Annotated in this window: 21 protein-coding genes and 1 pseudogene; 18 read left to right on the top strand and 4 right to left on the bottom strand. The window is 59.7% G+C overall.

Features of this window, described 5'->3' with window-relative positions; all coding sequences use genetic code 11:
- Nucleotides 1–76 precede the first annotated feature (76 nt).
- Both manB and L8V22_RS10990 read left to right on the top strand, forming a co-directional pair.
- Nucleotides 77–1,171, top strand: coding sequence for a mannose-1-phosphate guanylyltransferase (manB, locus tag L8V22_RS10995; RefSeq protein ID WP_238801278.1), 1,095 nt, complete (start codon nucleotides 77–79; stop codon nucleotides 1,169–1,171).
- A gap of 567 nt (nucleotides 1,172–1,738) precedes the next feature.
- Complete coding sequence (locus L8V22_RS10990; RefSeq protein WP_005528147.1) at nucleotides 1,739–1,987, top strand: WhiB family transcriptional regulator; 249 nt, start codon at nucleotides 1,739–1,741, stop codon at nucleotides 1,985–1,987.
- 92 nt (nucleotides 1,988–2,079) lie between these two features.
- On the opposite strand, the gene L8V22_RS10985 is transcribed toward L8V22_RS10990, so the two are convergent.
- Entirely contained in the window at nucleotides 2,080–2,550 is a 471-nt protein-coding gene (locus L8V22_RS10985; protein ID WP_238801279.1) for a metallopeptidase family protein, read from the bottom strand.
- Nucleotides 2,551–2,646: 96 nt separating this feature from the next.
- Between L8V22_RS10985 and L8V22_RS10980 the strand changes: the two genes are divergently transcribed.
- Together L8V22_RS10980 and L8V22_RS10975 are read left to right on the top strand one after the other, a co-directional pair.
- Complete coding sequence (locus L8V22_RS10980) at nucleotides 2,647–3,114, top strand: DUF3499 domain-containing protein (protein ID WP_269966547.1); 468 nt, start codon at nucleotides 2,647–2,649, stop codon at nucleotides 3,112–3,114.
- A gap of 54 nt (nucleotides 3,115–3,168) precedes the next feature.
- Nucleotides 3,169–4,536 (top strand): phosphomannomutase/phosphoglucomutase, encoded by a 1,368-nt coding sequence (locus L8V22_RS10975; protein WP_238801280.1) that lies wholly within the window; start codon nucleotides 3,169–3,171, stop codon nucleotides 4,534–4,536.
- On the opposite strand, the gene L8V22_RS10970 is transcribed toward L8V22_RS10975, so the two are convergent.
- Nucleotides 4,533–5,888, bottom strand: coding sequence for an FAD-dependent oxidoreductase (locus L8V22_RS10970; protein WP_238801281.1), 1,356 nt, complete (start codon nucleotides 5,886–5,888; stop codon nucleotides 4,533–4,535). The genes L8V22_RS10975 and L8V22_RS10970 overlap by 4 nt on opposite strands.
- Before the next feature lie 252 nt (nucleotides 5,889–6,140).
- Between L8V22_RS10970 and L8V22_RS10965 the strand changes: the two genes are divergently transcribed.
- Genes L8V22_RS10965 through L8V22_RS10950 form a run of 4 tightly spaced genes read left to right on the top strand, consistent with a single transcriptional unit; the run spans nucleotide 6,141 to nucleotide 9,802 of the window.
- Nucleotides 6,141–7,817, top strand: coding sequence for a nitrite/sulfite reductase (locus L8V22_RS10965; protein WP_269966546.1), 1,677 nt, complete (start codon nucleotides 6,141–6,143; stop codon nucleotides 7,815–7,817).
- Nucleotides 7,814–8,065 carry a hypothetical protein gene (locus L8V22_RS10960; protein ID WP_238801283.1) on the top strand — a complete coding sequence of 84 codons (252 nt, stop codon included), beginning with the start codon at nucleotides 7,814–7,816 and terminating at the stop codon, nucleotides 8,063–8,065. The genes L8V22_RS10965 and L8V22_RS10960 overlap by 4 nt, the downstream gene beginning before the upstream one ends.
- Before the next feature lie 10 nt (nucleotides 8,066–8,075).
- On the top strand, nucleotides 8,076–8,762 hold the full coding sequence (locus L8V22_RS10955; RefSeq protein WP_238801284.1) for a sirohydrochlorin chelatase: 687 nt from the start codon (nucleotides 8,076–8,078) through the stop codon (nucleotides 8,760–8,762).
- Nucleotides 8,756–9,802 carry a sulfite exporter TauE/SafE family protein gene (locus L8V22_RS10950; RefSeq protein WP_238801285.1) on the top strand — a complete coding sequence of 349 codons (1,047 nt, stop codon included), beginning with the start codon at nucleotides 8,756–8,758 and terminating at the stop codon, nucleotides 9,800–9,802. The genes L8V22_RS10955 and L8V22_RS10950 overlap by 7 nt, the downstream gene beginning before the upstream one ends.
- A 113-nt stretch (nucleotides 9,803–9,915) precedes the next feature.
- On the opposite strand, the gene cobA is transcribed toward L8V22_RS10950, so the two are convergent.
- Nucleotides 9,916–10,653, bottom strand: a complete 738-nt coding sequence (gene cobA, locus L8V22_RS10945; RefSeq protein ID WP_238801286.1) for a uroporphyrinogen-III C-methyltransferase — start codon at nucleotides 10,651–10,653, stop codon at nucleotides 9,916–9,918.
- A gap of 41 nt (nucleotides 10,654–10,694) precedes the next feature.
- Here cobA and L8V22_RS10940 point away from each other — a divergent pair, with 41 nt between their 5' ends.
- Complete coding sequence (locus L8V22_RS10940) at nucleotides 10,695–11,717, top strand: exopolyphosphatase (RefSeq protein ID WP_238801287.1); 1,023 nt, start codon at nucleotides 10,695–10,697, stop codon at nucleotides 11,715–11,717.
- 6 nt (nucleotides 11,718–11,723) lie between these two features.
- The gene (manA, locus tag L8V22_RS10935; RefSeq protein ID WP_238801288.1) at nucleotides 11,724–12,953 is read left to right on the top strand and encodes a mannose-6-phosphate isomerase, class I; all 1,230 of its coding nucleotides are present in this window, start codon (nucleotides 11,724–11,726) and stop codon (nucleotides 12,951–12,953) included.
- Between the two features lie 107 nt (nucleotides 12,954–13,060).
- Here the strand turns inward: manA and L8V22_RS10930 are convergent, their stop codons facing one another.
- Complete coding sequence (locus tag L8V22_RS10930) at nucleotides 13,061–13,876, bottom strand: hypothetical protein (RefSeq protein WP_269966545.1); 816 nt, start codon at nucleotides 13,874–13,876, stop codon at nucleotides 13,061–13,063.
- Nucleotides 13,877–14,118: 242 nt separating this feature from the next.
- On the opposite strand from L8V22_RS10930, the gene L8V22_RS10925 reads away from it, so the two are divergent.
- The 8 genes and pseudogenes from L8V22_RS10925 (at nucleotide 14,119) to secA (ending at nucleotide 23,699) form a co-directional block, all read left to right on the top strand.
- Nucleotides 14,119–14,472 (top strand): DUF4259 domain-containing protein, encoded by a 354-nt coding sequence (locus tag L8V22_RS10925; protein WP_238801291.1) that lies wholly within the window; start codon nucleotides 14,119–14,121, stop codon nucleotides 14,470–14,472.
- A gap of 67 nt (nucleotides 14,473–14,539) precedes the next feature.
- Nucleotides 14,540–15,154: a dTMP kinase gene (locus L8V22_RS10920; protein ID WP_238801292.1), complete on the top strand. Its 615-nt coding sequence runs from the start codon at nucleotides 14,540–14,542 to the stop codon at nucleotides 15,152–15,154.
- A 3-nt stretch (nucleotides 15,155–15,157) separates the two neighbouring features.
- Nucleotides 15,158–15,850, top strand: a complete 693-nt coding sequence (gene mtrA, locus L8V22_RS10915) for an MtrAB system response regulator MtrA (protein WP_269966544.1) — start codon at nucleotides 15,158–15,160, stop codon at nucleotides 15,848–15,850.
- 89 nt (nucleotides 15,851–15,939) lie between these two features.
- Nucleotides 15,940–17,409: pseudogene (gene mtrB / locus L8V22_RS10910) on the top strand (MtrAB system histidine kinase MtrB); the annotation flags it as partial.
- A gap of 290 nt (nucleotides 17,410–17,699) precedes the next feature.
- A complete protein-coding gene (gene lpqB / locus L8V22_RS10905) occupies nucleotides 17,700–19,433 on the top strand; it encodes an MtrAB system accessory lipoprotein LpqB (protein WP_238802229.1) in 1,734 nt (577 codons plus the stop codon).
- A gap of 38 nt (nucleotides 19,434–19,471) precedes the next feature.
- Nucleotides 19,472–20,098 carry a ComF family protein gene (locus tag L8V22_RS10900; protein WP_238802230.1) on the top strand — a complete coding sequence of 209 codons (627 nt, stop codon included), beginning with the start codon at nucleotides 19,472–19,474 and terminating at the stop codon, nucleotides 20,096–20,098.
- Between the two features lie 145 nt (nucleotides 20,099–20,243).
- Nucleotides 20,244–20,888 (top strand): ribosome hibernation-promoting factor, HPF/YfiA family, encoded by a 645-nt coding sequence (gene hpf / locus L8V22_RS10895; protein ID WP_238802231.1) that lies wholly within the window; start codon nucleotides 20,244–20,246, stop codon nucleotides 20,886–20,888.
- Between the two features lie 225 nt (nucleotides 20,889–21,113).
- Nucleotides 21,114–23,699 (top strand): preprotein translocase subunit SecA, encoded by a 2,586-nt coding sequence (gene secA / locus L8V22_RS10890; RefSeq protein ID WP_238802232.1) that lies wholly within the window; start codon nucleotides 21,114–21,116, stop codon nucleotides 23,697–23,699.
- The last annotated feature ends 43 nt before the right edge of the window (nucleotides 23,700–23,742 follow it).

Raw genomic sequence — 23,742 nt, 5'->3', positions numbered from 1 at the left:
GGTTTGAGCGCCTTAAGCTCTACACTGTCCCTCAGAAAATCACAGAATAAAACTGTCCGCATACATAAGGAAGACTATGACTGAAGCAGCCACCACCCACGGTGCCAGCACGGATGCAGTGATTCTCGTTGGCGGTCGCGGCACCCGCCTGCGCCCACTAACCATCGGTACGCCAAAGCCGATGCTGCCGACGGCCAACTACCCGTTCCTGCAGCACTTGCTCGCCCGCATCAAGGCCGCCGGCATCGAACACGTGGTCATGTCTACCTCTTATAAGGCCGAGGTCTTTGAGGAGTACTTCGGCGATGGCTCCGACTTGGGCCTAGAAATCGAGTACGTGGTGGAAGAGACCGCGCTTGGTACCGGCGGCGGCATTCGTAATGTCTACGACAAGCTGCGCAATGACACGGTTATGGTCTTTAACGGCGATGTGCTCTCTGGCATGGGCTTGGAGGGTATTCTCACTACGCACCATGAGAAGAACGCCGATGTCACCATGCATCTGCTCAACGTGGCTGACCCCCGCGCGTTTGGTTGCGTGCCGACCGATTCCAACGGCCGGGTGACCGCCTTCCTGGAGAAGACCGAGGATCCGCCCACCAATCAGATCAACGCAGGCTGCTACGTATTCAAGCGTTCGGTTATCGAGTCTATTCCGGCTAACCGTGTGGTCTCCGTGGAGCGCGAGACCTTCCCAGGGCTACTCGCGGAGGGCCGCCTTGTGGTCGGCCACGTTGATAACTCCTACTGGCGCGACATGGGGCGGCCGGATGACTTTACTCGCGGTTCTTCCGACCTGGTGCGCGGCATTGCGCCTTCCCCGCTGATTGAAGGCAAGACCGGTGAGTCCCTGGTGGATCCTTCGGCCGGTATCGCCGGTGGCGTGCTTCTGCTATCCGGTACCGCCGTGGGCCGTGGCTCCGAGGTGGGCGCTGGCTCCCGTCTAGAGGGCACTGTTGTCTTCGACGGGGTGCGCATTGAACCGGGTGCCATCATCCATAACTCGATCATCGCTTCTGGCGCGCATATTGGCGCCAACGCGGTTATTGAGAACTGCGTCATTGGCGAGGGTGCCCACATCGGCGCACGCTGCGAGCTTCTCGACGGCATGCGTGTCTTCCCCGGCGTTTCTATCCCCGATGCCGGTGTGCGTTTTAGCTCCGATGCTTAAGGGCTCCACCGCGGACTGAGCCCCCGCTAGGCCTAGGCGGCAGTGGCCGAACCGAGAGAATTTCCTCCTCGGTTCGGCCTTTTCTGTATGGGGCTAATTTGTTCGCCGCTCTTAACCTGCCGCCACGGGGTGGCGTCGGTGCAGTCTGACAGCGAGGTTGGATCCCTTCTTTGTGAAATTGTGCGCGCGACACGCCGGGCTTTTCTGAAAATTGTTGACAGAAAAACGGGCCACCACTACATGTAGTACCCCCTACCTACACCCCCATAGGGGATCGGGTGTTACAAATGTGACGCATGGGGATCGTGTGCTGCGTTTTTGTCGGAAAGTGCAAAGAAGCCGCCAATTCGGGTTGACGATATTTAGTGATCCGGTGTGAAATTACATCAGTGAAAGAAACGGCGACCGACGCTGTTACTTCCATAAGGTCCCAGCGGGGGTTGCCCGAGGGGAATGTGGTGTACAGTCGGTCGCGCTGATGAGAATTACCCAACCTCGGAGAAAGGAAAAGGCGTGGACAAAATGGCTAATAACAACGCCATTCTCCGTGGCGGTGCTGCTGCAGAGATGTCGCTCGATGAACTCTTCGGTGCCGTCGAGCAGGAGTGGCAGGACCAGGCGCTGTGTGCGCAGACGGACCCCGAAGCATTCTTCCCTGAAAAGGGAGGCTCTACCCGTGAGGCCAAGCGCATCTGCCAGGCCTGCGCGGTGCGCGATGAATGTCTCGAGTACGCGCTGGAGCACGATGAACGCTTCGGCATCTGGGGCGGGCTATCGGACCGCGAACGCCGCCGCCTCAAGCGCGAGATTGGATAATTAAGGTATCCAGAAATGCCTCTGGCCAGCACGTAATGTGCGGCCAGGGGCATTTCTGCTGTCTGTTCTGGTGCCTGGGGGCTTAAGGGTGGCTACCAGCCATAGCGCGGGTCTACTTCCTCGGGATCTAGGTTGAGGTAGTTGGCCACGAGTGCGGTTATAACGGTGCCTAGGAGCTCGGAGCGTTCGGACGCGCTAGAAGCGCGCTGCTCGATCGGCATGCGGAAGATAACCAAACGGGCGCGGGTGGGGTGGCCTGCGGAATCTACACCAGCAGGAACTACCCGGCCGAGGGGGACTGGACCATCGGCAATAATCTCATCCGGCAGCACGGTCATATCGGGCGAAAGCCGCATACGTGGAATGGTGTCTACAGCCAGGTCGAGGCCGCGCAACTGTGGTGCGAAAGAGTTTTGGATAGGGGCATAAGCCTCCAAGACGGCCATGTCGAAGTGCTCGCGCGCGCTGCGGTAACGCGGAGTCTGCTGAGGAAGGAGGGGCCCGTGCATGCCGTGGCCGTGGCGGTCACGGGCGGGACGGATATGCGGGCGAACGGCGGTCATGCCCCTGATTCTATGGTGCCGGCCGACCGGATTTTGCGTAGCCACGCCGGAGTGGAGACTATCTAAATCTCAACCAAGGGTTTAGACTTATGCGCTGTGACTATTTCTCGCCATTGCTCCCGCCCAGGCTGCGGCCGTCCCGCCGTGGCGACATTGACCTACGCTTATGCGGACCAGACGGCCGTCGTCGGACCGCTGGCGGAAGAAGAGAACCCACATAGCTGGGATTTGTGCGCCACCCACCGTGACCGCATTTCCGCCCCAGTGGGCTGGGAGCTGGTGCGCGTGGACCGCATCGAGCTAGACGAGGAAGACGATTTGATGGCGCTGGCAGAGGCTGTCAAGGAAGATGGCCGCGTCACCACCGGCTTGGTTGATGACCGCAGCGCCGGCTCCGGCGCAGACCCTATCGACTACTCCGCGACCTTTGATGGTGCGGACCCCGCTAACTCGAATCACCCAGTCTTTCGCACCCGTCGCGTAGCTTATGCCAAAAAGGCACGCCGCGCCCACCTTTCGGTAGTGCCCGATGAAACGGCGCCAGCCGAGCCGGAACAGGACTGACACGTACCCCGTGGTGCGATAGTTTCCCAGCCGGCGGGGGTACTATTGCAGGTTATGCGTACTCGTGAGCATCTTGATGCAGTAATTAAGGCCTATGACGTCCGTGGCGTCGTGGGCGAAGATATCGATGAGAACTTCGTGCGCGATACGGGCGCCGCGTTTGCCGCCATCTTGCGGGAAGAAGGTGAAAATACCGTGGCCGTCGGCCACGACATGCGCCCGTCCTCGCCGGCTTTGGCGCGCGCTTTTGCTGAGGGCGTGACCTCACAGGGGCTTAACGTGACCTTGCTCGGTCTGACCTCTACCGATGAGCTCTACTATGCCGCCGGCTCCCTGGAATGCGCGGGCGCGATGTTTACCGCCTCCCATAACCCGGCTAAGTACAACGGCATTAAGCTCTGCCGAGCTGGCGCGGTGCCAGTGGGACAAGAAACTGGCCTAGAGCAAATCAAGCAGATGCTTATCGAAGGCACCCCAGAGTTCACCGGCACCCCAGGTGCGATTGCCGAGCAGGAGATTTTGGCCGGCTACGCAGACTTCCTGCGCAAGCTGGTACCGCTAGAGGATTCCAAGCCGCTCGTCGTGGCCGTTGATGCCGCAAACGGCATGGGCGGCCACACTGTGCCAGCTGTCTTTGATGGTCTGCCTTTCGACGTCCGCGACTTGTATTTCGAGCTTGACGGTACCTTCCCGAACCACGAGGCTAACCCCCTCGATCCGAAGAATCTGGTGGACCTGCAGAAGTTCACCGTGGATCAAAAGGCCGATATTGGCTTGGCATTCGACGGCGATGCAGACCGCTGCTTCGTCGTGGATGAAAAGGGCCAGCCGGTCTCGCCATCCGCTATCTGCGCACTGGTGGCCGAGCGCTACCTAGAAAAGTTCCCCGGCGCTACCATCATCCACAACCTGATTACCTCCAAGACCGTGCCGGAGCTTATTCAGGAAAAGGGCGGCACCCCGGTGCGCACCCGCGTGGGCCACTCTTTCATTAAGGCACAGATGGCCGAGCACAAGGCTGCCTTCGGCGGCGAGCACTCCGCGCACTACTACTTCCAGGAGTTCTGGAACGCGGACTCCGGCATGCTCGCTGCCATGCATGTGCTGGCCGCGCTTGGCCAGTCCGATAAGCCGCTGAGCGAGCTCATGGCGGAGTACTCCCGCTATGAGGCCTCCGGTGAAATCAACTCCACTGTGGAGGACCAGAAGGCCGCTACCCAGGCGGTGCTGGATGAGCTGGCGGACAAGATTGAGTCCGTCGACGAGCTCGATGGCGTGACCGTCGAGCTCAAGGGAACCGAGGCGTGGTTCAATGTGCGCGCTTCCAATACGGAGCCGCTGTTGCGCCTCAACGTAGAGGCAAAGACCGCCGACGAAGTTCAGGCCATCGTTGACGAAGTCCTCGCCATCATCCGCCGCTAAACTTCGGCGCGCGAGTGGGAGACCATGTCCTCCCACTCCACGAATTTCTTGCGCTCGCGGCCCTCGCGCTCGCCAAGTGCGCGCTCGGCCGCGTCTAAACGCTGCCAGTCTTGCCACGTCAAGTATTCGATTCCCCGCTCGCTAAGGACCTCGGTGATGTCTGCGGCGCTGGAAGGGGAGGGGAGGGCGCCGGAGGCGGCGTCGGCAAGCAGCATGCCAATTGTCTCCGTGGCATCGGACTTGGTATTGCCAATGAGCCCCACTGGCCCGCGCTTAATCCACCCGGTGGTGTACAGGCCCGGAACTACCTCGCCGGCCGCATCGATGACATGGCCGCCATCGTTATTGATGACGTTTTTGTCCTCGTTAAAGGGCACGCCATCGACTGCATCGGAGCGGTAGCCGGTGGCGAAATAGACCGCCTGGACCGGCCACTCGGTGAACTTCCCAGTACCGTGCACGCTGCCATCTCCATTAAGGGCGGTGCGTTCGGTCTTAATCCCGCAGACTTTGCCGTCCTTCCCCAAAATCTCCACCGGCTTCTCAAAGAGGTGAATCTGCAGGGTGTGCGGTGCCTTTTTAGGATCGCGGATGGCGTATTGTTCAAGCACCTGGCATACCAAGTCGGTGGACTTGCTTTCTTGGCGCGCGGCCAGGGAAGCCTCGTCGTAGTCAATGTCTTCGGGAGAGACCACGACATTAATGGACGCGGAATGGTCCAGCTCCTTGAGCTCCTGCGGAGTGAACTTGGCCTGCGCCGGGCCGCGCCGGCCGAAGACGCGAACGGTCTCGGCCTGGTTCTGGGATAGGGACTCGTAGACATTATCGGGGATTTCGGTGACCTTGAGCTCTTCGCCGGTCTTCGCCAAAATGCGGGAGACGTCAAGGCCCACATTGCCCACGCCGATGACTGCAACCTCCTTCGCAGAAAGATCCCAATTGCGCTCGAAGCGCGGGTTGCCATCGTAGAAGCCAACGAACTCGCCGGCACCATGCACGCCGTCGAGGTCCGCGCCGGGGATATCGCGGTGGCGGTCGCCCACGGCGCCGGTGGCAAAGACCACGGCATCATAATGCTGCTGCAGTTCATCGACGGTGATGTCGCGCCCGATGTGCACGTTGGTCAGCAAGCGAATCTGCTCGGTATCGAGCACACGGTGAAGCGACTTGATGATCCCCTTAATGCGTGGGTGGTCCGGCGCTACGCCGTAACGGATAAGGCCAAAGGGGGCGGGCATCTGCTCGATAAGATCAATGTGTACCTCGCCGCCAGTCTTCTTAACCAAGATATCGGAGGCGTAGATGCCGGCCGGGCCGGCACCGATAACGGCTACTTTTAAGGGCTGATTCATGCTGTGCGAAGGCCTTTCTCTTTCTCGCGGGGCTAGACCGCTGGGTTCATTTTCTTAGCTTTATTTTTCTGGCAATTGAACCGTCTAGTCTAGGTTGCGGCAAGCAGGCGAATTAGATTCTAATAATGGTCTGACGTCTGCCCTGCTCATCGAGTTTTTTCACTTGAAATTAAACAAGACCGCTTTGTCTGCTCAATTTAGACGGGTAGGTTGTCTTTCAATACTTTGGAAAGGCAGGTTGAGATCTACACCATGACCACCGCGACTAATGCTAAGCGCACTCCCCGTGCCAAAAAGCCTGAAGGCCAATGGAAGATTGACGGTACCGAGCCCCTCAATAACGATGAGGTAATTAAGCAGGAAGACGGCGGGCTATCGGCCAAGCAGCGCGTCATCGATATTTATTCTAAGCAGGGATTTTCCTCCATCCCAGCCGATGACCTAGCCCCGCGATTCAAGTGGTTAGGTCTTTATACTCAGCGCAACCAGAACTTGGGCGGCGAGATGACCGCCAAATTATCTAATGCGGAGCTGCAGGATGAGTACTTCATGATGCGCGTGCGCTTCGACGGTGGTCGTGCCGATCCCGCCAAGCTGCGCGCTGTGGGTGAGATCTCGCGTGATTATGCCCGCTCTACCGCGGACTTCACGGACCGCCAAAATATCCAGCTGCATTGGATTCGTATCGAGGATGTGCCCACCATTTGGGACAAGCTCGAGTCGGTCGGCCTAAGTACGCTAATGGGGTGTGGCGACGTTCCCCGCGTCATTTTGGGCTCGCCAGTTGCAGGTGTGGCCGAGGACGAGGTTATCGACGCCACCCCGGCCATCGAGGAGATTAAAAATAACTACCTGCCGCGCGAGGAGTTTCATAATCTGCCGCGCAAATTTAAAACCGCGATCTCTGGCAATGCCCGCCAGGACGTTACGCATGAAATTCAAGACGTCGCCTTCGTAGGCGTGAACCATCCCGAGTACGGCCCGGGGTTCGACTGCTTCGTCGGTGGTGGCTTGTCCACCAATCCGATGCTCTCGCAGTCCCTCGGCGCCTGGGTGCCCCTAGAACGCGTGCCTGAGGTGTGGGCAGGTGTGGTCGGTATCTTCCGTGATTACGGCTTCCGCCGCAATCGCAACCGTGCCCGCCTGAAGTTCTTGGTGGCCAAGTGGGGCATCGAAAAGTTCCGTCAGGTGCTGGAAGAAGAATACCTTGATAAGCCCTTACTCGATGGCATCCCGCTGGAGATCAATCCCGGTTCCCGCGATCACCTAGGCGTGCATCGCCAGAAGGACGGCAAATTCTACGTAGGCGTAAAACCCACCGTAGGTCACGCCACCGGCGAGCAGCTCATTGCAATCGCAGACGTGGCCGAGAAATTCGGTATCACTCGCATCCGCACCACCCCGATGAAGGAGCTTCTATTCCTCGATGTGGAGGAAAAAGATATCCCGGCTCTGTCCCGTGCGCTCGATGAGACCGGACTGTACTCCCAGCCCTCCGAATTCCGCCGCGGTGTCATTTCCTGCACCGGCTTGGAGTTCTGCAAGCTTGCGCACGTGACCACCAAGGCTCTTGCCATCGAATTGGTGGACATCCTGGAAGACACCCTGGGTGATTTGGATGTGCCGATTTCCATTGCGCTTAATGGTTGCCCCAACGCCTGTGCACGTTCGCAGGTTTCGGACATCGGCTTGAAAGGCCAGATTGTCACCGACACAGAGGGCAACCGCGTGGAAGGCTTTCAAGTTCATTTGGGCGGCGCGCTTGGCTTGTCACCAGACTGGGGGCGCAAGCTGCGCGGCCACAAGGTCGTGGCCGATGAGGTGCCCGATTACGTCATTCGCTTGGTCAATAAATACAAAGAGCAGCGCGAAAAAGGCGAGCAATTCCGCCACTGGGTCTTGCGCGCAGAAGAGGAGGACTTGCAGTGAATTTTCGCCGCCAGCCCAATCCCAACCGTAACCATCCCAGCTTCTGCCCCTATTGCGCTGGCACTGATCTCTTCCCAGATGATGAAGATGACTTTGCCTGGAAGTGCCAGGAATGCCTGCGGATTTTCTCCGTGCGCTTTCACGGACAAGATGATGCCCCGGTAGCCCCCGCACCGGCCGTGTCCTCCAACGAAGCCCTGCAGCGCTCGCTTGCCCGCCGCGGTCACACCACGGCGCCGAAGGCCTAAGGATGCCACTATGCCCGCACTCATTACCCTGTCCCACGGTTCGCGACACCCGGGCGCTGCGGCCGGCATCGAGGAGCTGACCCGGGCCACGGGATTGCGCCCGGCCCGCGCGGCGCACCTGGAATTTAACGAGCCCGATCTCACTACGGCTGCGCTCGAGCTTGCCCGACTGGGCGAGACCGACGCTGTTGTGGTTCCCCTTCTTTTTACCCAAGGCTACCACCAGCGTGTGGATGTCCCACGCGCGCTTGCCGACGCTTCCCATACCTCTCACCTTTCCCTCCACCTCGCCGCAGGCCTCGGTACAGGCGAGGACCTAGCCCGAGTAGTGGCCTCGCGCATCCAGCCCGGTGATGCGCACGTCGTTATCTATTCTGTCGGCTCTTCCGATGCCGCGGCGAACGCTGCCATACGTGGGCTCGCCCAACGCACCTTCGCGCTCACCGGCGTGCCCGCGACGGCAGAATTCGCTACCCGCGGTGGCCGCGAAGGCATTGTGTCTCTGGGTTGCGAGTATACGAACCCTGCACGCGTGCGTGTTGTTCCACTCTTCGTCACCGAAGGTTTGCTCCTTGATCGCTTGGAAGGCGTTCCCGCAACAGTGGACCGCCCGCTAGGTACTGACCTCGCAACTCTCGTTGCAGACCGCTTCTATCACGCCCGCCGCACTGCGCAGGAGGTGTATGCGCCATGCTAACCCTCATTCTCATTGCGCTCGCCGGCGCGGCCGCCAACCTCGTAGACGGTGGCATCGGCATGGGCTTCGGCGTCACGTCCACCACCATGCTGCTTCTTGCTGGCCTGGGCCCCGCCCAGGCCTCTGCCGTCGTACATACTGCCGAGCTGGGCACCACGGCCATCTCCGGATTGAGTCACGCACGCTTCGGCAATGTGGACTGGAAGACTGCGCTCCGCCTCGGCGTGCCGGGCGGCATTGCCGCCTTTTTGGGGGCCACGCTGCTGTCTAATATCTCTACCGCAGCAGCCGCCCCGGTGACCGCATTCATCCTGGTGGGTATCGGCGCTAACCTCGTCTGGCGCTTCTCCCAGCCGCGCCGTCGTGGGTCCGCCTATAAGCGCACCCACTCCACTCCATTTCTCGCCGGGCTTGGCCTAGTAGGCGGATTCGTCGATTCCACCGGTGGCGGCGGTTGGGGCCCCGTATCGACCTCTACACTCATGGCTATCGGCCGCGAGCAGCCGCGCCGCATCGTGGGTACGGTCAACGCCGCCGAGTTCCTGGTGACCTTCGGAGCTACCGCAGGTTTTATCTTCGGACTCTGGCACGACATCGTCGCCAACCTGGCTGCAGTTATCGCGCTGCTTATAGGCGGCGCAATCACTGCGCCCATCGCCGCGTGGCTCATTTCCCGCATCAACCCTGTCTTGCTCGGCGGACTGGTGGGCACAGCCATCGTGGGATTAAATATCAGCAAGGTTATCGGCGGTGCCGAAACTTATTTCGGTTGGTCAGTGCCGCCGGCGGTTGCCCCAGTGGCCATTGCAGTTGTGGTCGCAGGCGGTGTGGCTGCCACCATTCGTGGCGCGCTGCGCACTCGGCGTGCGCGTGCCGCAGAACTGGAAGCCGAAAACGCCGAAGAAGCCGCGCATGCGGATTTCCACGCCCCAGATTATCCGGAGCGTATCACAGCTCACCGCGGCCGCAGCAGCCACGGGTCAGGCGTAACCATCGTGGAGGAGAAAGCGCCCGAAAGCCCCGCCGCGGACCTTCCGTAACATTTCCGCCGCGACCTTTGGCCACACAAAGGAACAGAAGCCCGGATCCGATGGGGTGAAACCGCGGCCGAAAGGTGGCACTCGGACCTTGTGGACCTGTCACCTGCTGTCTGCTAGAGCGCGGCCACCTCACCGATAACGTAGACCGCCGGCGCGGAGATTGCGTGCTTGGCCATCGTCTGCGCCAGCGTTGCCAAGGTGCAGCGGTAGGCGCGCTCAGTAGAAAGCGTGCCCTCTTGGATAATGGCGCAGGGGGTGGAGGGGGAGAGGGAGGCATCGATAAGCGCATTGGCAATTGCTGGGGCGTTTTTCACACCCATAATGACCGCCAACGTGGCGCCAGAGCGGGCGAGCGCTGCCCAGTCCACCAAAGACTTTTCATGGCCGGGGGGCAGGTGGCCGGAAACTACTGTGAAACCGTGGACGATGCCGCGCTGGGTTACCGGGATGCCAACGCTCGCGGGAACGGAAATGGCTGAGGTTACTCCCGGAATGATCGTGGTAGGAATCGACGCTTCCGCCAGCGCCTGAACCTCTTCAAAGCCGCGCCCAAAGACAAAGGGATCACCTCCCTTGAGCCGGGCTACCTTGCGGCCGGCGCGGGCATGCTCGATAAGCAGATTGTTGATTTTTTCCTGCGAGATTGACTTCTTATAGGGGAGCTTGGAGACGTCAACGAGCTCTTTGGAAGAAATATCACACAGCTGGTCGAGCTGCTCCGTAGGTCCTAGGTGATCGGCGAGGATTACCTCTGCATCCTGCAGGGCACGCATGCCGCGCACGGTAATAAGGTCCCACGCGCCGGGGCCGCCGCCAATCAGGGTTACGGGATGAATTCGTGCGGAAGTCATAGGACTCCATCTTAGTGCGCGCCCGACTATGCTTAGGCAACATGGATACCGGTAATTATGATGCCGAAACCGTGCGCTTTTTTGATGTTGCGCACGAAGGCGCCCAAATCCGCCTTTTGGCCAGGGAAGTGGAGCGCTGGGGAGAGGTGCTAAGCGGGCTAAACCCCCGCTCGCTGGTAATTATTCCCACCGATGCGATTGCTCGCCAAGCCGCCCACTTGGGCGTGGGCTTAGCCGAGCCGCTGCGCATCCCGCTCGTGGTCACCGCATCACTCCCACGCTACGTGGGAGCGCTGGATGTGGTCGTTGTAGTTGGCGAGCCCGGCGAGTGTGATTGGGCATCGCGCGCTCTGATTACCGCCAGCCAGCGCGGCGCCACCACAGTGCTCATCGGTCCGGCCAAAGGCCCACTAGTGGAAGACAGTCCAGACGATACCCTCGTTGTTCCCTGCCTGCCTACGGCGGAAGGCAGCTCGCCCGCTCGCAACATCGCCGCGCTGCATGCGCTGTGCTGCCTGCTCTATGAAGACTCGGCTGCGGTGAAGGAGACCCTCGAGGATCTTGCTGCGGCAGTAGACCGCGAACTCGCGCAGCTTTCTCCCGAGCGCGATGCCACTACAAATCCGGGGCGTCAACTGCGCGAATTCATCGACGGTGCCCGCATTATTCATTCCTGCGTGCTCGACCCGTACTCCTATTGCGAGCGCCGTGAGCGCGTACAGCTCGATGCCCTCGTGGCCCGGATGGCGGCAACGATTTGGGCCGTGCACGGCTTGCCGAGCGCTTATGTGGACCCTGCAGAATTGCGGCGTGCGCTCGACCGCGACTCCACTACCTCTCCGGCTGATGATCTCTTCTTTGACCCCTTCATCGATGGCGATGGTGCCACGGGGGCTTTGGTACCCTTGAAGGTGGTTTTCTGGGGGCAGGAAGAGGCGAACCTGCCCAACTCGCTTGCAGTCCGCAGCAACGACCCGGAACCGGGCCTGGGGCATCTTGCCCGCTCACTGCAGCTCATTACGCGGAGTTTTGCCGCGACCGCCTACGAGATTTCTAAAGGATAGAAACACATGCAGCTGTTGCACAGCGCCACCCGCAACTATTCCTGGGGCTCGCGTACCCTCATTCCGCACCTGCAGGGCCAGCCCGATGCTGATAAGCCCGTCGCTGAGCTGTGGTTCGGCGCTCACCCCGGTGACCCATCCACGGTGGACGGCCGCCTGCTCAATGAGGTCATCGCTGAGGATCCAGCAGGGCAGCTTGGCAGCCGCGTTTCTGCCGAGTATGGCGAGCGCCTGCCCTTCCTCCTTAAGATACTTGCGGCCGAGGAACCACTTTCCTTGCAGGCGCATCCGTCGAAGGAACAGGCAGAGGAGGGCTTTGCCCGCGAAAGCGCTGCCGGCATTGAACTCACTGCGACCAATCGCAACTATAAAGACGATAACCACAAGCCCGAGCTCATCGTCGCGCTCACGGATTTTTATGCCATGGCCGGCTTCCGTCCACTAGCTCGCACCCGCGAGCTTTTTGCCGCCCTAGAGTGCCCCGAGCTGGATCACTACGTGGCTATGCTTGACGACGACCCCTCGGATGCTACCGAATCCGCCAACCTGCGCGTCCTCTTCACCACGTGGATTACCATTCCTTCCGCCAAGCGTAAAGAGCTAATCGCTGCAATCGTCGCCGCAGGCGAGCGCCTCATCGCCGCCGACTCTTCCGATTGGAAGGCCCGCGTTATGTCCACGGTGCTGGATCTCAACCAGCGCTACCCGGGCGATATCGGTGTGCTAGGCGCCCTGCTGCTCAATCACATCGAACTCTCTCCCGGCGAAGCCGTCTACTTGGATGCCGGGCAGCTGCACGCCTATGTTTCCGGCCTCGGTGTAGAAATCATGGCTAACTCCGATAACGTGTTGCGCGGCGGCCTCACGCCTAAGTTCGTTGACGTTCCAGAACTGGTCAAGGTCTTGACCTACGCCGCCGCTGATGAGCCGCGCGTTCAGCAGCAGGATAAATCCGCCCAACATAGCGTTCACGATGCCGCCGCATGGTCCTATCCCGTCCCCATCAAGGAATTTCTGCTGGACCGCGTGGAGCTGACCGGCTCATCCTCCGTGGACCTAGACTACGATGGCCCAACCATTGCCTTGTGTACCGCAGGATCCGCTACCTTCACCGATGCTGACGGCAAAACCCTCACCATCACTCCGGGTCTGGCAGTCTGGCTGCCTGCCTCCGAGGGGCTAGTCACCGCCACTGCGGAAAGCGACGCTGCTGACCTCTTTGTCGCCCGCGCCTAGTTCCTGCTCCACTCCTACTTAGTACGCGTAAGCACGCTTCTCCGAATCCCTGTGGATTTTGCGAAGCGTGCTTGTTTCGTTCAATTAAGCCGAGAACAGGTGTCAATCTAGCGCGAAGGAGTAGCTTCGCGCGGAGCCTGTTGAGCCGTGGCCGGTGCCTGCTTGGTAGGCGCCAAGTCGGTCGGCTCCTGGTTTTGCTCGGCGGCAGGCTTTTCTGCGGCGGCGTGGCCGGAGCGGACTTCCTCTTCCTTTTCCACCTCGAGCTTGTCAGTGCCGGCTTGCTCCTCAGCCGGGATTGGGGTGCCCTTGTCTTCGCTCTCGCCTGCATTGTCCTGTTCCGTGGGCTGCTCAGGAGAAGGCTGAGGGGTCGACGGGGCAGTGGTGGTCTGTGCAGGGGTACCGCCAGTGTTGCCGTTGCCGCCCTGGTTGCCTTGCGGGGAAGCGGTAGACTGCGAGCCATTCTGGTTGCTTGGGTAATCAGGCGTCAGGCGTTGATTGCCTTGTCCACTACCTTGACCACCCTGGGTGCTGTTATTTCCCTGCGAGGCAGTGACTTGCGGAGAGATATTCTCCGGGCGGTAGACCTTGGTGGGCTGGGTGGCCGCCTGCGGGCGCATTACCGCATTGGGGGCGAGGAAGGGGTCACTATTGTGCTGCTGCTGGTGCTTCGCATCGCCGGACGAAGCGCTGGGGCTCGAAGCGTGTGCAGAGTGCTTCTTCGAGGGAGAATGTTCCGTCGAGGAGATGGTGCTCTCTTCGGTAGCGGTGTGGGTCGGGGAGACGGAGGTGGTCGCGGACTGATCCGCGGCACTGGAATAGTGAGGGCTCGGCGAGCTCATGCGCCAGACGGAGAATCCGACGACGGCTGCGGCGATCAGTCCGGCCACAATGAACGCGTAGACGCGGCGCGAATCTGGCTTCATCGTGGCTGTCCTTTCTACGAGGGGGCGTTAGTGTCCCAGAGGAGGGGGAATAGAACCCCGGTAACAAGTTGGTAACGAGACTATCATGTTTGGGAAACATTGCGACGGCGGCGCAAATCTGTGATAAGTAAACAAAAAGGCAGTTCGCGGGCACAGAAAGACGTGCAAACCTTTTCATTGCTTGCTTTCTTTAAATGAGAAAGCGTGTATAAATGGCGCTGAAAGCACCGAAGGAGTCAAAAGTGAGTACTTGGGACGAAGATATTTTCAGCACGGACCTCAACGTCGATTTCTTGGACGAAATGGCAAACCTCGACGAAGAAGGGGTAATTCGTGCCGTTGAGGATGCCTGCGAAGTAGCACATAGCAAGTCACAGCTCAGTGAGGAAGAAGAACAAAACGCTCAAGCAGCGGCTACCATTGCCGCCATTTGGGCCGGTGCGCCCTTTAGTGCAGGCGAGGTCGTCGAAGACTACCCCTATATTAGGGAACTGGTGGGTTCTGGTAGTGAAACCTTGACGGAAAATGCCCTCGCGGTCCTCGAAGACGTCGAGGAAGAATATGACCTCGAAGCGTTTATTGAGGCCCTGTCCTAGGCCACTCCTGCTGCCCACAGCTGTGGCCTTGCCGCAGAAATAATAGAAGGGAAAATAGCCCACACCTATGCTCATAAGCATCGAAGGCATCGACGGTGCCGGTAAGAATACGTTGGTCTCCACCATCAAGGAGTCGCTGAACCGGCCCGTGGAAGTTATCGCCTTCCCGCGCTATGCCGATTCAATTCACGCGCAACTGGCCCAAAAGGCGCTCTACGGAAAGATGGGAGACCTTACGGATTCGGCATTTGGCATGGCAACTCTATTCGCATTAGACCGCTATGGCGTAAAGGAAAAGCTCCAGCGCGCCAAGGGCACGGATACCGTGGTGCTGCTGGATCGTTACGTAGCTTCTAATGCAGCATATTCAGCGGCGCGACTCGAAGATGATGCGGTGATTGACTGGGTGCACGAGCTTGAATTCGGCACTTTGGGTCTGCCGCAGGCGGACTTACAGGTCTATCTGGATACGGCGGTAGAGGTGGCGTCGGAAAGAGCGCAGGCAAGAGCCCAAGCAGACGCTAGCCGGGAACGCGACCGCTACGAGCGCGATGAGGGGCTGCAGGAACGCACAGCCGCGGCCTACCGGCGCTTGGCAGATGCGGGCTGGGGTGGACGCTGGATCGCTACAGCCAATGCGGATACTATTATTTCAGCGATAAAAGACCTTGTAGGAGAATAAAACGTGGCGCCCAAGATTTTGGTAGTCGATGATGATCCGGCTATCTCGGAGATGCTGACTATCGTGCTCGAGTCCGAGGGACTCAAGCCCATTCCGGTCATGGACGGCAATAACGCCGTGCCCGCCTTTGAGGAACACGAGCCGGACCTTATCCTGCTAGACCTCATGCTGCCGGGGATGAATGGTGTGGATATTTGCCGCGCCATCCGCCGTGAATCTTCCGTGCCGATTGTTATGCTGACCGCTAAGACGGATACGGTTGATGTGGTGCTAGGTCTTGAATCCGGCGCGGATGATTACATCACCAAGCCGTTCAAGCCCAAGGAGCTCATCGCTCGTATCCGCGCGCGCTTGCGCCGCACCGAATCTGCGGAGTCCGAAATTCTAGAGGTAGCGGACCTCATCATTGACGTGCCGGAGCATACAGTGCGCCGTACTGATGGCACGGAGCTGAACTTGACTCCGCTGGAATTTGACCTGTTGTTGGAGATGGCGCGCCGCCCAGGCCAGGTGCACACGCGTGAATCCCTGCTGGAATCCGTGTGGGGATACCGCAATGCATCTGATACGCGCCTGGTTAACGTGCACGTCCAGCGCCTGCGCGCCAAGATTGAACACGATCCGGAAGACCCGCAGATCGTGCTGACCGTGCGTGGTGTGGGGTATAAGACTGGCAAGGCTGGCGCCGGGGAGTAAGGACCATCGGCATTATTGAGCGTCTAAGGCGCATTCGAGACGCCTTTATTACAACGTGGCGCACCTCTTTGCAGGCGCGCGTCATCGGCATGATTTTGGTCGCCTCCTCGGTGGTCATGATCATCTTGGCCTATGCGTTGGTTTCCGTGCTGACCCAGCGCCTGGTTAGCCAGAAGGAAGATGTGGCCCAGCAGGAGCTAGAACGCGCCCGCACGGCCGTAGAGCAGCAGATTGACGCCACCAGTTCCGCTAACTCGGTGCAAGTACGCATTAATTCTGCGCGTGCTGCGTTGGGCCAGCTCTCCGCCCAACAGGGAGACGCTCAGGCGGTTTATGAACCGGTCATCGTGGTGGAAAATCAGGATGGCTCGGTTACCACCTCACCAGAGGATTTCCCTGTGCCGGATCAACTCCGGGAGATGGTCGATCAAGGCCAGATTGCGCAACAGTACTTCCCGGCCCCGCGCGAGAATGGGGATCATTACAACGCCCTGCTCGTAGGCACGCCTACCGATACCGATATTCCCCATACCCAGGTTTACTTGGCTTTGTCCATGGAGTCGGAAGAATCCACCATGGCGTTGATGCGCGGCCTGCTCTCAGCGGCCGGCGTGGTAGTCGTGGTGCTGCTGGTGGGCATTGCCTGGCTGGCCACCCAGCAGGTTATTACACCGATTCGCTCAGCTTCGCGTATTGCACAGCGCTTGGCAGCCGGCCATCTGAAGGAGCGTATGGCCGTTGATAGCGATGATGAGATGGGTCGCTTGGCTGCTTCGTTCAATAACATGGCCGATAAACTCTCCTCCCAAATTGCGCAGCTGGAAGAGTACGGCGACTTGCAGCGGCAGTTTACTTCCGACGTCTCTCATGAGCTACGCACCCCCTTGACCACAGTGCGCATGGCCGCAGACATGATTGAAGCGGAAAGCGATAGCCTACCGCACGGTGCTCAGCGAGCTTCCCGTCTGATGTCGAGCGAACTCGACCGTTTCGAGGATTTGCTCGCGGACCTGCTAGAGATTTCCCGCCACGATGCAGGTGTGGCAGACCTGTCTACGGCGGCCATTGACCTGCGCTCGTGCGTGGAGGCAGCCTATGGGCAGGTTGAGCATTTGGCCCGCGAGCTCGACGTGGAGGTCCAGCTCAACTTGCCGGATGAGCGTATCGCTGTCGAGGCTGACTCCCGCCGCCTCGAGCGCATCTTGCGCAATCTTTTAGCCAACGCCATTGACCACTCGGAAGGAAACCCGGTGGCAGTGGACGTCGCAACCACGGACACTGCGGTGGGTGTTACCGTTACGGACCAAGGCGTGGGCTTGAAACCTGGTCAGGAGGAGCTGGTATTCAACCGCTTCTGGCGTGCCGATTCCTCCCGCAAGCGCCATTCCGGCGGCACCGGTTTGGGCCTGGCTATCGCCCGCGAGGACGCCGTCCTGCACGGCGGCACGCTGGACGCCACCGGCTACGAGGGCTTCGGCTCTCGCTTTCGTCTCATTATTCCGCGCACCCCGAATACCGAGGTGGGCGAGGCTCCCATTGAGGTGGAGATTCCCGGAGCACCCGTCGCCCACACTGGGGAGGCCGCCGAGGTGCCAGAGGTTGAGGCTGAATCTTCCGAAACACAGGGCACGAGCGCCGATGAACCGGATGCCGGATCTGCCTCTGCAACGCCGGCCCTTTCATCGGGCATGAGCTCACCGCACGTCGAAAAGAGCGAAAAGGGCGCCACTGGCAAGGCAGAGGGCGATGGCATCCTGTGGCCCTCGGAGAGAGAGCTTAACCGCGGCGTGGCTGCCCCGGATAGGCGCGCCTATAAGGCCCCAGACTTTGAGGCTAGGAGGAAATAAGCGTGTTTAAAGCAAGCTATCGCAAAACCGCGGTGGTCAGTACCGCTGCGGCCGTGCTTTTCGTCAGCGGTTGTTCCACCCTGCCGCATAACACCGGTCCGCAGGTGGTCGGGACCTATCAACAGCAAAACGATGGCCCCGAGGAAGTTATTGCCCCACAGCCGGGTGATGATCCAGACCTGACGCTGCGCGATTTTTACCAGGCTTCGGCCGTGCCTGGAAATGATCACGAGGTCGCCCGCGGCTTTCTCACGGATACTGCCCGCGGAGCTTGGGACGCCAGCGGCGATGTGTTGGTCGTCGATAGCCTCGATATTGTTACCGCGCCCGCAAGTAAGCAGAGTTCGAAGGATAATGAACGCGCCTTCACGGTGCGCGGCACCATCATCGGCCGCCTGAAATCTGGCGGCGCCTACGTCCCGGAAAATGAGGGCTACGAGGCCGTCATCTATATGAAGATGCAAGACGATAGGTGGCGCGTCGACGGCTTGCCGGCCGGAGTGGTGATGGAGCGCAATGAGATGCGCAACCACTACACCCCGCAATCCCTGTACTTCTATAAACAGAGCGATGACGTCTTGGTTCCGGATCGCCGCTGGCTGTACAAGGGCGGCGAGCAATCGGAGTCGACGCTCATCACGTTATTGATGGAGGGGCCTTCAGCCAGCATTGCCCCCGCCACCCACCGCGCGGCGGCGGAGAACGTCACCTATGCCGGCTATGACCGCGAACAGGGCTACCAATTCGAGGGTCTGGTGGATCTGGACGCCCATGACCGCACGCTTTTTGCCGCCCAGTTGGTGTGGACACTTTCGGAAGCCGGTCATACCGGTCCCTTCAGGGTCAAGGCCGATGGTGGTGACTTGGTGGAGGGCATGGATAGCCTGAGCGTGGATGACTTCGCGGATTATAATCCAGAGGAGAGCAGCACCTCTTTGTCTAAGCTCTATGCCCTTAATGAGGGCAACCTGCTAGAGGTAGATGATGGCGTGGCCGAGCCCGTGAAATCCACGCTGGGCAGCAGTGGCGACGTGCAATCCGTAGATGTTGCCGATAGCGGCCTCGTTGCGGCTGTGCGCCGCAAATCTAATAACGACTTCTCGCTGCAGATGGGCGAGCTCGATGGCCATATGCAGGATTCGGTGGATGGTCGCACGCTGGCGCGGCCGACCTTCGAGTACAACGGGCAGGCCGCCTGGACCGTGGTGGATGGAGACCGCATCGTACGCGTGGTGCGGTCCAAAACCACCGGGCGTATCTCCGAATCCGAGGTAGATGCGCGCAGTATCGACGACATAGAGGGTGAGATCTCCGTCATCCGCTTGTCCCATAGCGGTGCGCGAGTGGCAATGATCATCGATGGCCACGTATATATCGCGGCCGTGGCGCAAGCCAGCAGCGGCGATAAGCACATCGTTAACGCACGCGAGGTCGGCCCAGAAGTTTCCGGGTCGGCGCTATCGCTGGATTGGAATGCGGATGGCTCGCTAATTGTTGGCACGTCCTCGAGTCAGTCGCCCGTATGGCGCATCGAGCAGGATGGGTCCTCGGCCTCGACCATGCCTACCGGCAATATCACCGCTCCCGTGGTAGCCGTGGCTACCTCGCCTACCAAGCTCTTTATTACTGATTCTCACGCTATGCTTGAGCTTCCTTCCACCGTGATGGATGAGACCAATTGGCGCGAGGTCTCCGGTCTGCAGGGCCGGCGTTCTTCCCCTATTGTTTCTAATTAGCCGCCGGAGGGCCTGCGCGGCTGGGGAGAGGCAATACTATGAGCTTGGGGGAGCTTATTTTCCCGCGGGCGTGCGCTGGTTGCGGCGCAGCGGGCGAGATAATGTGTGCACAGTGCCGTGAGCACTTGCGGCGTCCGCCCTTCCCTGTGGCGCGGCCCCAGCTATTGGGAGCGCCCGTCTATGCCCTTGGCCCTTATTCCGATATTCGCCGCCGCATCATCATTGGCATGAAGGAACGCGGCAACCGGCCGGTTCGGGCATATGTGGGGGCAGTCTTTGCGGCCGGGCTAGATTTCTTGAGCGCCCGTGGCGATATCCCACGTGAATACATCCTTGTTCCTGCGCCGACCCGGCCCCGTTCGGCGCGGTCTCGCGGGGGCGATCCGGTAGCTGCCGTGTGCCAGGCCGCAGCACAGCAGCAGCGGGTGTGCGTGTGCGCGGCTCTCACCATGGGCCAGTCCACCACGGACCAGTCCGAGCTCAATGCGCAGGATAGGTGGGCAAACCTACAGGGTCGAGTCCGTGTTCGCGCTCCTGTAGGGCCGGCTCCTGCTCTGCTTGTCGACGACGTCATTACCACCGGCGCCACCCTTGCCGCGAGCATCGCTGCTCTGCGGGCCGTGGGGATAGAGGTTTGCGGAGCATTGGTCTTTGCGGATGCCTAGATAAGGGTGGCTTCTACCCTCGAGGTGGGGGAGCGTATGGAAATTTCGCCAGATCAGGTCATAACCAGTGGTATCATGAGTAGTGTCACAGTGAGATAGTTACTGTGATCGATTCTAGTCCCCACTATTTAAGGGAGGCATTTCAATGTCCCAGCCAAATAAAGCTCAGGTAACGATTACGGGCCGCAACGTTGAGGTTCCCGAACACTTCCAAGAGCGAGTCAATGACAAGCTGGCAAAGATTGAACGCCTAGACCCCACTCTGACTTTCTTCCATGTGGAGCTGCAGCACGAGCCGAATCCGCGCCGTGACTCCGAAGCGGAGCGCATCCAGATCACAGCTACTGGCAAGGGACATATTGCTCGCGCCGAAGCCAAGGAAGATTCCTTCTATGCTGCGCTTGAAACCGCCTTGGGCAAGATGGAGCGTTCTTTGCGTAAGGTGAAGGTGCGCCGCGAAAACGTAAAGAGCGGTCACCGTGCGCAGAAGGGTACCGGCGAGATTGCTGCCGAAATGGTGGCACAAGCGGAAGCCGAACGCGCCAAGGAGGAGCGCTACGTTGACCCTTATGCCGAGACCGTTGAGGATATCCGCCCCGGCCAAATTGTGCGTACCAAGGAGCACCCCGCTACTCCAATGAGTGTGGATGATGCCTTGAGCGAGATGGAGCTGGTGGGCCACGACTTCTTCCTCTTTGTCAACGAGGAGAACAATAAGCCTTCTGTGGTCTATCGCCGCCACGCCTACGATTACGGCATCATCTCTCTATCGGAAGATGCTGAAGCCTAAAGGTTTCACACTTTCCTAGGGCGCCGACCCCGCTGCACTTTCGCAGTGGGGTCGTTTGTGTGTTGGGGGAGAGGCGACTTCGGCAAGCGGCTTTCCATGCTTTAAAGGGGGTTGTCGGGGATGTGGTCCTGCCTTAGGCCCTAGGCGGGAGATGCTTTGTGAAAGCAAATGAGTACAATAGCGACGAGTTAACTTTATTGTCGCGACTAGAAGGACTAACTAACCGTGTTTGGACTTTCCAAGCTGCTGCGCGCGGGTGAGGGCCGTACGGTCAAGCGCCTGGGCAAAATGGCAGACGATGTAATTGCCCTTGAGGATAAGTACGCGGAGCTTTCGGACGACGAGCTTAAGGCAAAGACCGACGAGTTCAAGACTCGCCTGCGAGACGGCGAAGAGATGAATGACATCTTGCTCGAGGCGTTTGCTACCGTTCGCGAGGCGGCCTGGCGCGTCCTTGATCAGAAGCACTACCGCGTGCAGATCATGGGTGGCGCGGCCCTGCACTTCGGCAACGTTGCCGAGATGCGCACCGGTGAGGGCAAGACCCTAACCTCCCTGTTGCCGGCTTACCTCAATGCCCTTGAGGGCAAGGGTGTCCACATCGTGACCGTTAACGATTACCTGGCAAAGCGTGACGCTGAGATGATGGGTCGTGTCCACCGCTGGCTCGGCCTGTCCGTGGGCGTCATTCTGTCCGAAATGCGTCCGCCTGAGCGCAAGGCTGCCTACGATTGCGACATTACCTACGGCACCAATAACGAGCTGGGCTTTGACTACCTGCGCGATAATATGGTCCGCTCCCTTAGCGATGTGGTGCAGCGCGGCCACAACTTCTGCATCGTGGACGAGGTTGACTCGATTCTCATCGATGAAGCCCGTACCCCGCTTATCATCTCCGGCCCGGTAGACGGCTCTTCGCAGTTCTATAACGTATTCGCCCAGCTGGCGCCGCGCATGCGTGAAGGCATCCACTACGAGGTGGATCACAAAAAGCGCACCATCGGTGTACTGGAAGAGGGCGTGGAATTTGTCGAGGATCAGCTCGGCATCGATAACCTCTACGCCCCTGAGCACTCTCAGCTGGTGTCCTACTTGAACAACGCCTTGAAGGCCAAGGAGCTTTTCGCCCGCGATAAGGACTACATCGTTCGCAATGGCGAAGTCATGATCGTGGACGGCTTTACCGGCCGCGTGCTGGCCGGTCGCCGCTATAACGAGGGCATGCACCAGGCCATCGAGGCCAAGGAGCATGTAGAGATCAAGAACGAGAACCAGACGCTGGCTACCGTTACCTTGCAGAACTACTTCCGCCTGTACGAAAAGATCTCCGGTATGACCGGTACGGCAGAGACCGAAGCTGCCGAGCTGCACTCCATCTACGACCTGGATGTGGTGCCGATTCCTACCAATAAGCCGAATCAGCGTGCGGACCACTCCGACCGCATTTATAAGACCCAGGAAGCTAAGTTTGCCGCCGTGGTGGACGATATTGCCGAGCACGTCGAGTCCGGCCAGCCGGTACTCGTCGGTACCACTTCCGTGGAGCGCTCCGAGTATTTATCGCAGCTGCTATCCAAGCGCGGCATCGAGCACAACGTGCTCAACGCTAAGCACCACGAGGAAGAGGGTCAGATCATCGCCCGTGCTGGCCGTCCTGGCACGGTAACTGTGGCTACCAATATGGCCGGCCGCGGTACCGATATCGTGCTTGGCGGTAACCCTGAGGTCATCCTCGATGAGAAGTTGCGCGAGCGCGGCCTGGATCCATTCGAGGATGAAGAGAAGTACCAGGAAGCCTGGGAAGCAGAAATCGATTCCGAGAGGGAGCGCTCCAAGAAACTGGGCGACCAGGTGCGCGAGGCTGGTGGCCTCTACGTGCTGGGCACCGAGCGCCACGAGTCCCGCCGCATTGATAACCAGTTGCGTGGTCGTACCGGCCGCCAGGGAGACCCGGGCGAGACCCGCTTCTACCTGTCCATGCGCGATGAGTTGATGGTGCGCTTCGTAGGCCAGTCCATGGAGAACATGATGAACCGCCTCAATGTGCCGGACGACGTCCCCATCGAGGCCAAGATGGTCTCCAACTCCATCAAGGGCGCCCAAGCCCAGGTGGAAAACCAGAACTTTGAGATGCGTAAGAACGTCCTCAAATACGATGAGGTGCTCAACGAGCAGCGCAAGGTGGTCTACGCTACCCGCCACGACATTCTTGATGCCGGCGATATTCAGCACAATATTCGCGGCATGATCGATGACACCGTCTCCGCGTACGTCGCTGGTGCTACCGCCACCGGCTACGTGGAAGACTGGGATTTGGACGCGCTGTGGAATGCGCTGGACTCCCTGTACGGTCCAACCATTTCTCACGAGGAGCTGGTAGAAGGCTCCGAGTATGGTTCCCCAGGTGAGCTTTCTGCCGAGCAACTTCGCGACGCTTTGGTAGAGGACGCCAATAACGAGTACGACAAGCTCGAAGAATCTGTGACCGCAATTGGCGGCGAGCAGCAAATGCGCAATACCGAGCGCATGGTTATTCTGCCGATCATTGACCAGAAGTGGCGCGAGCACCTCTATGAGATGGACTACCTCAAGGAGGGCATTGGCCTGCGTGCAATGGCGCAGCGCGACCCGTTGGTGGAGTACCAGAAGGAGGGCGGCGAGATGTTCAACGCCATGAATGACGGCGTGAAGGAAGAGACCGTCCGTCAGCTGTTTATGCTGCGCAAGCAATTCAAGCAGCAGGAGGAGGAGCAGGCCGGTGAATCCGCGGCTGCCGCATCCGGCAACGGTGAGAGCACCGTAGAGGCCTAAAACCGAGCGTTCTTTATATCGCCCGCCCCGCACCCGCTCGTGA

This window comes from Corynebacterium yonathiae, assembly GCF_027570195.1.
Lineage (GTDB): Bacteria > Actinomycetota > Actinomycetes > Mycobacteriales > Mycobacteriaceae > Corynebacterium > Corynebacterium yonathiae.
This window is presented reverse-complemented; position numbering and strand designations above follow the sequence as displayed.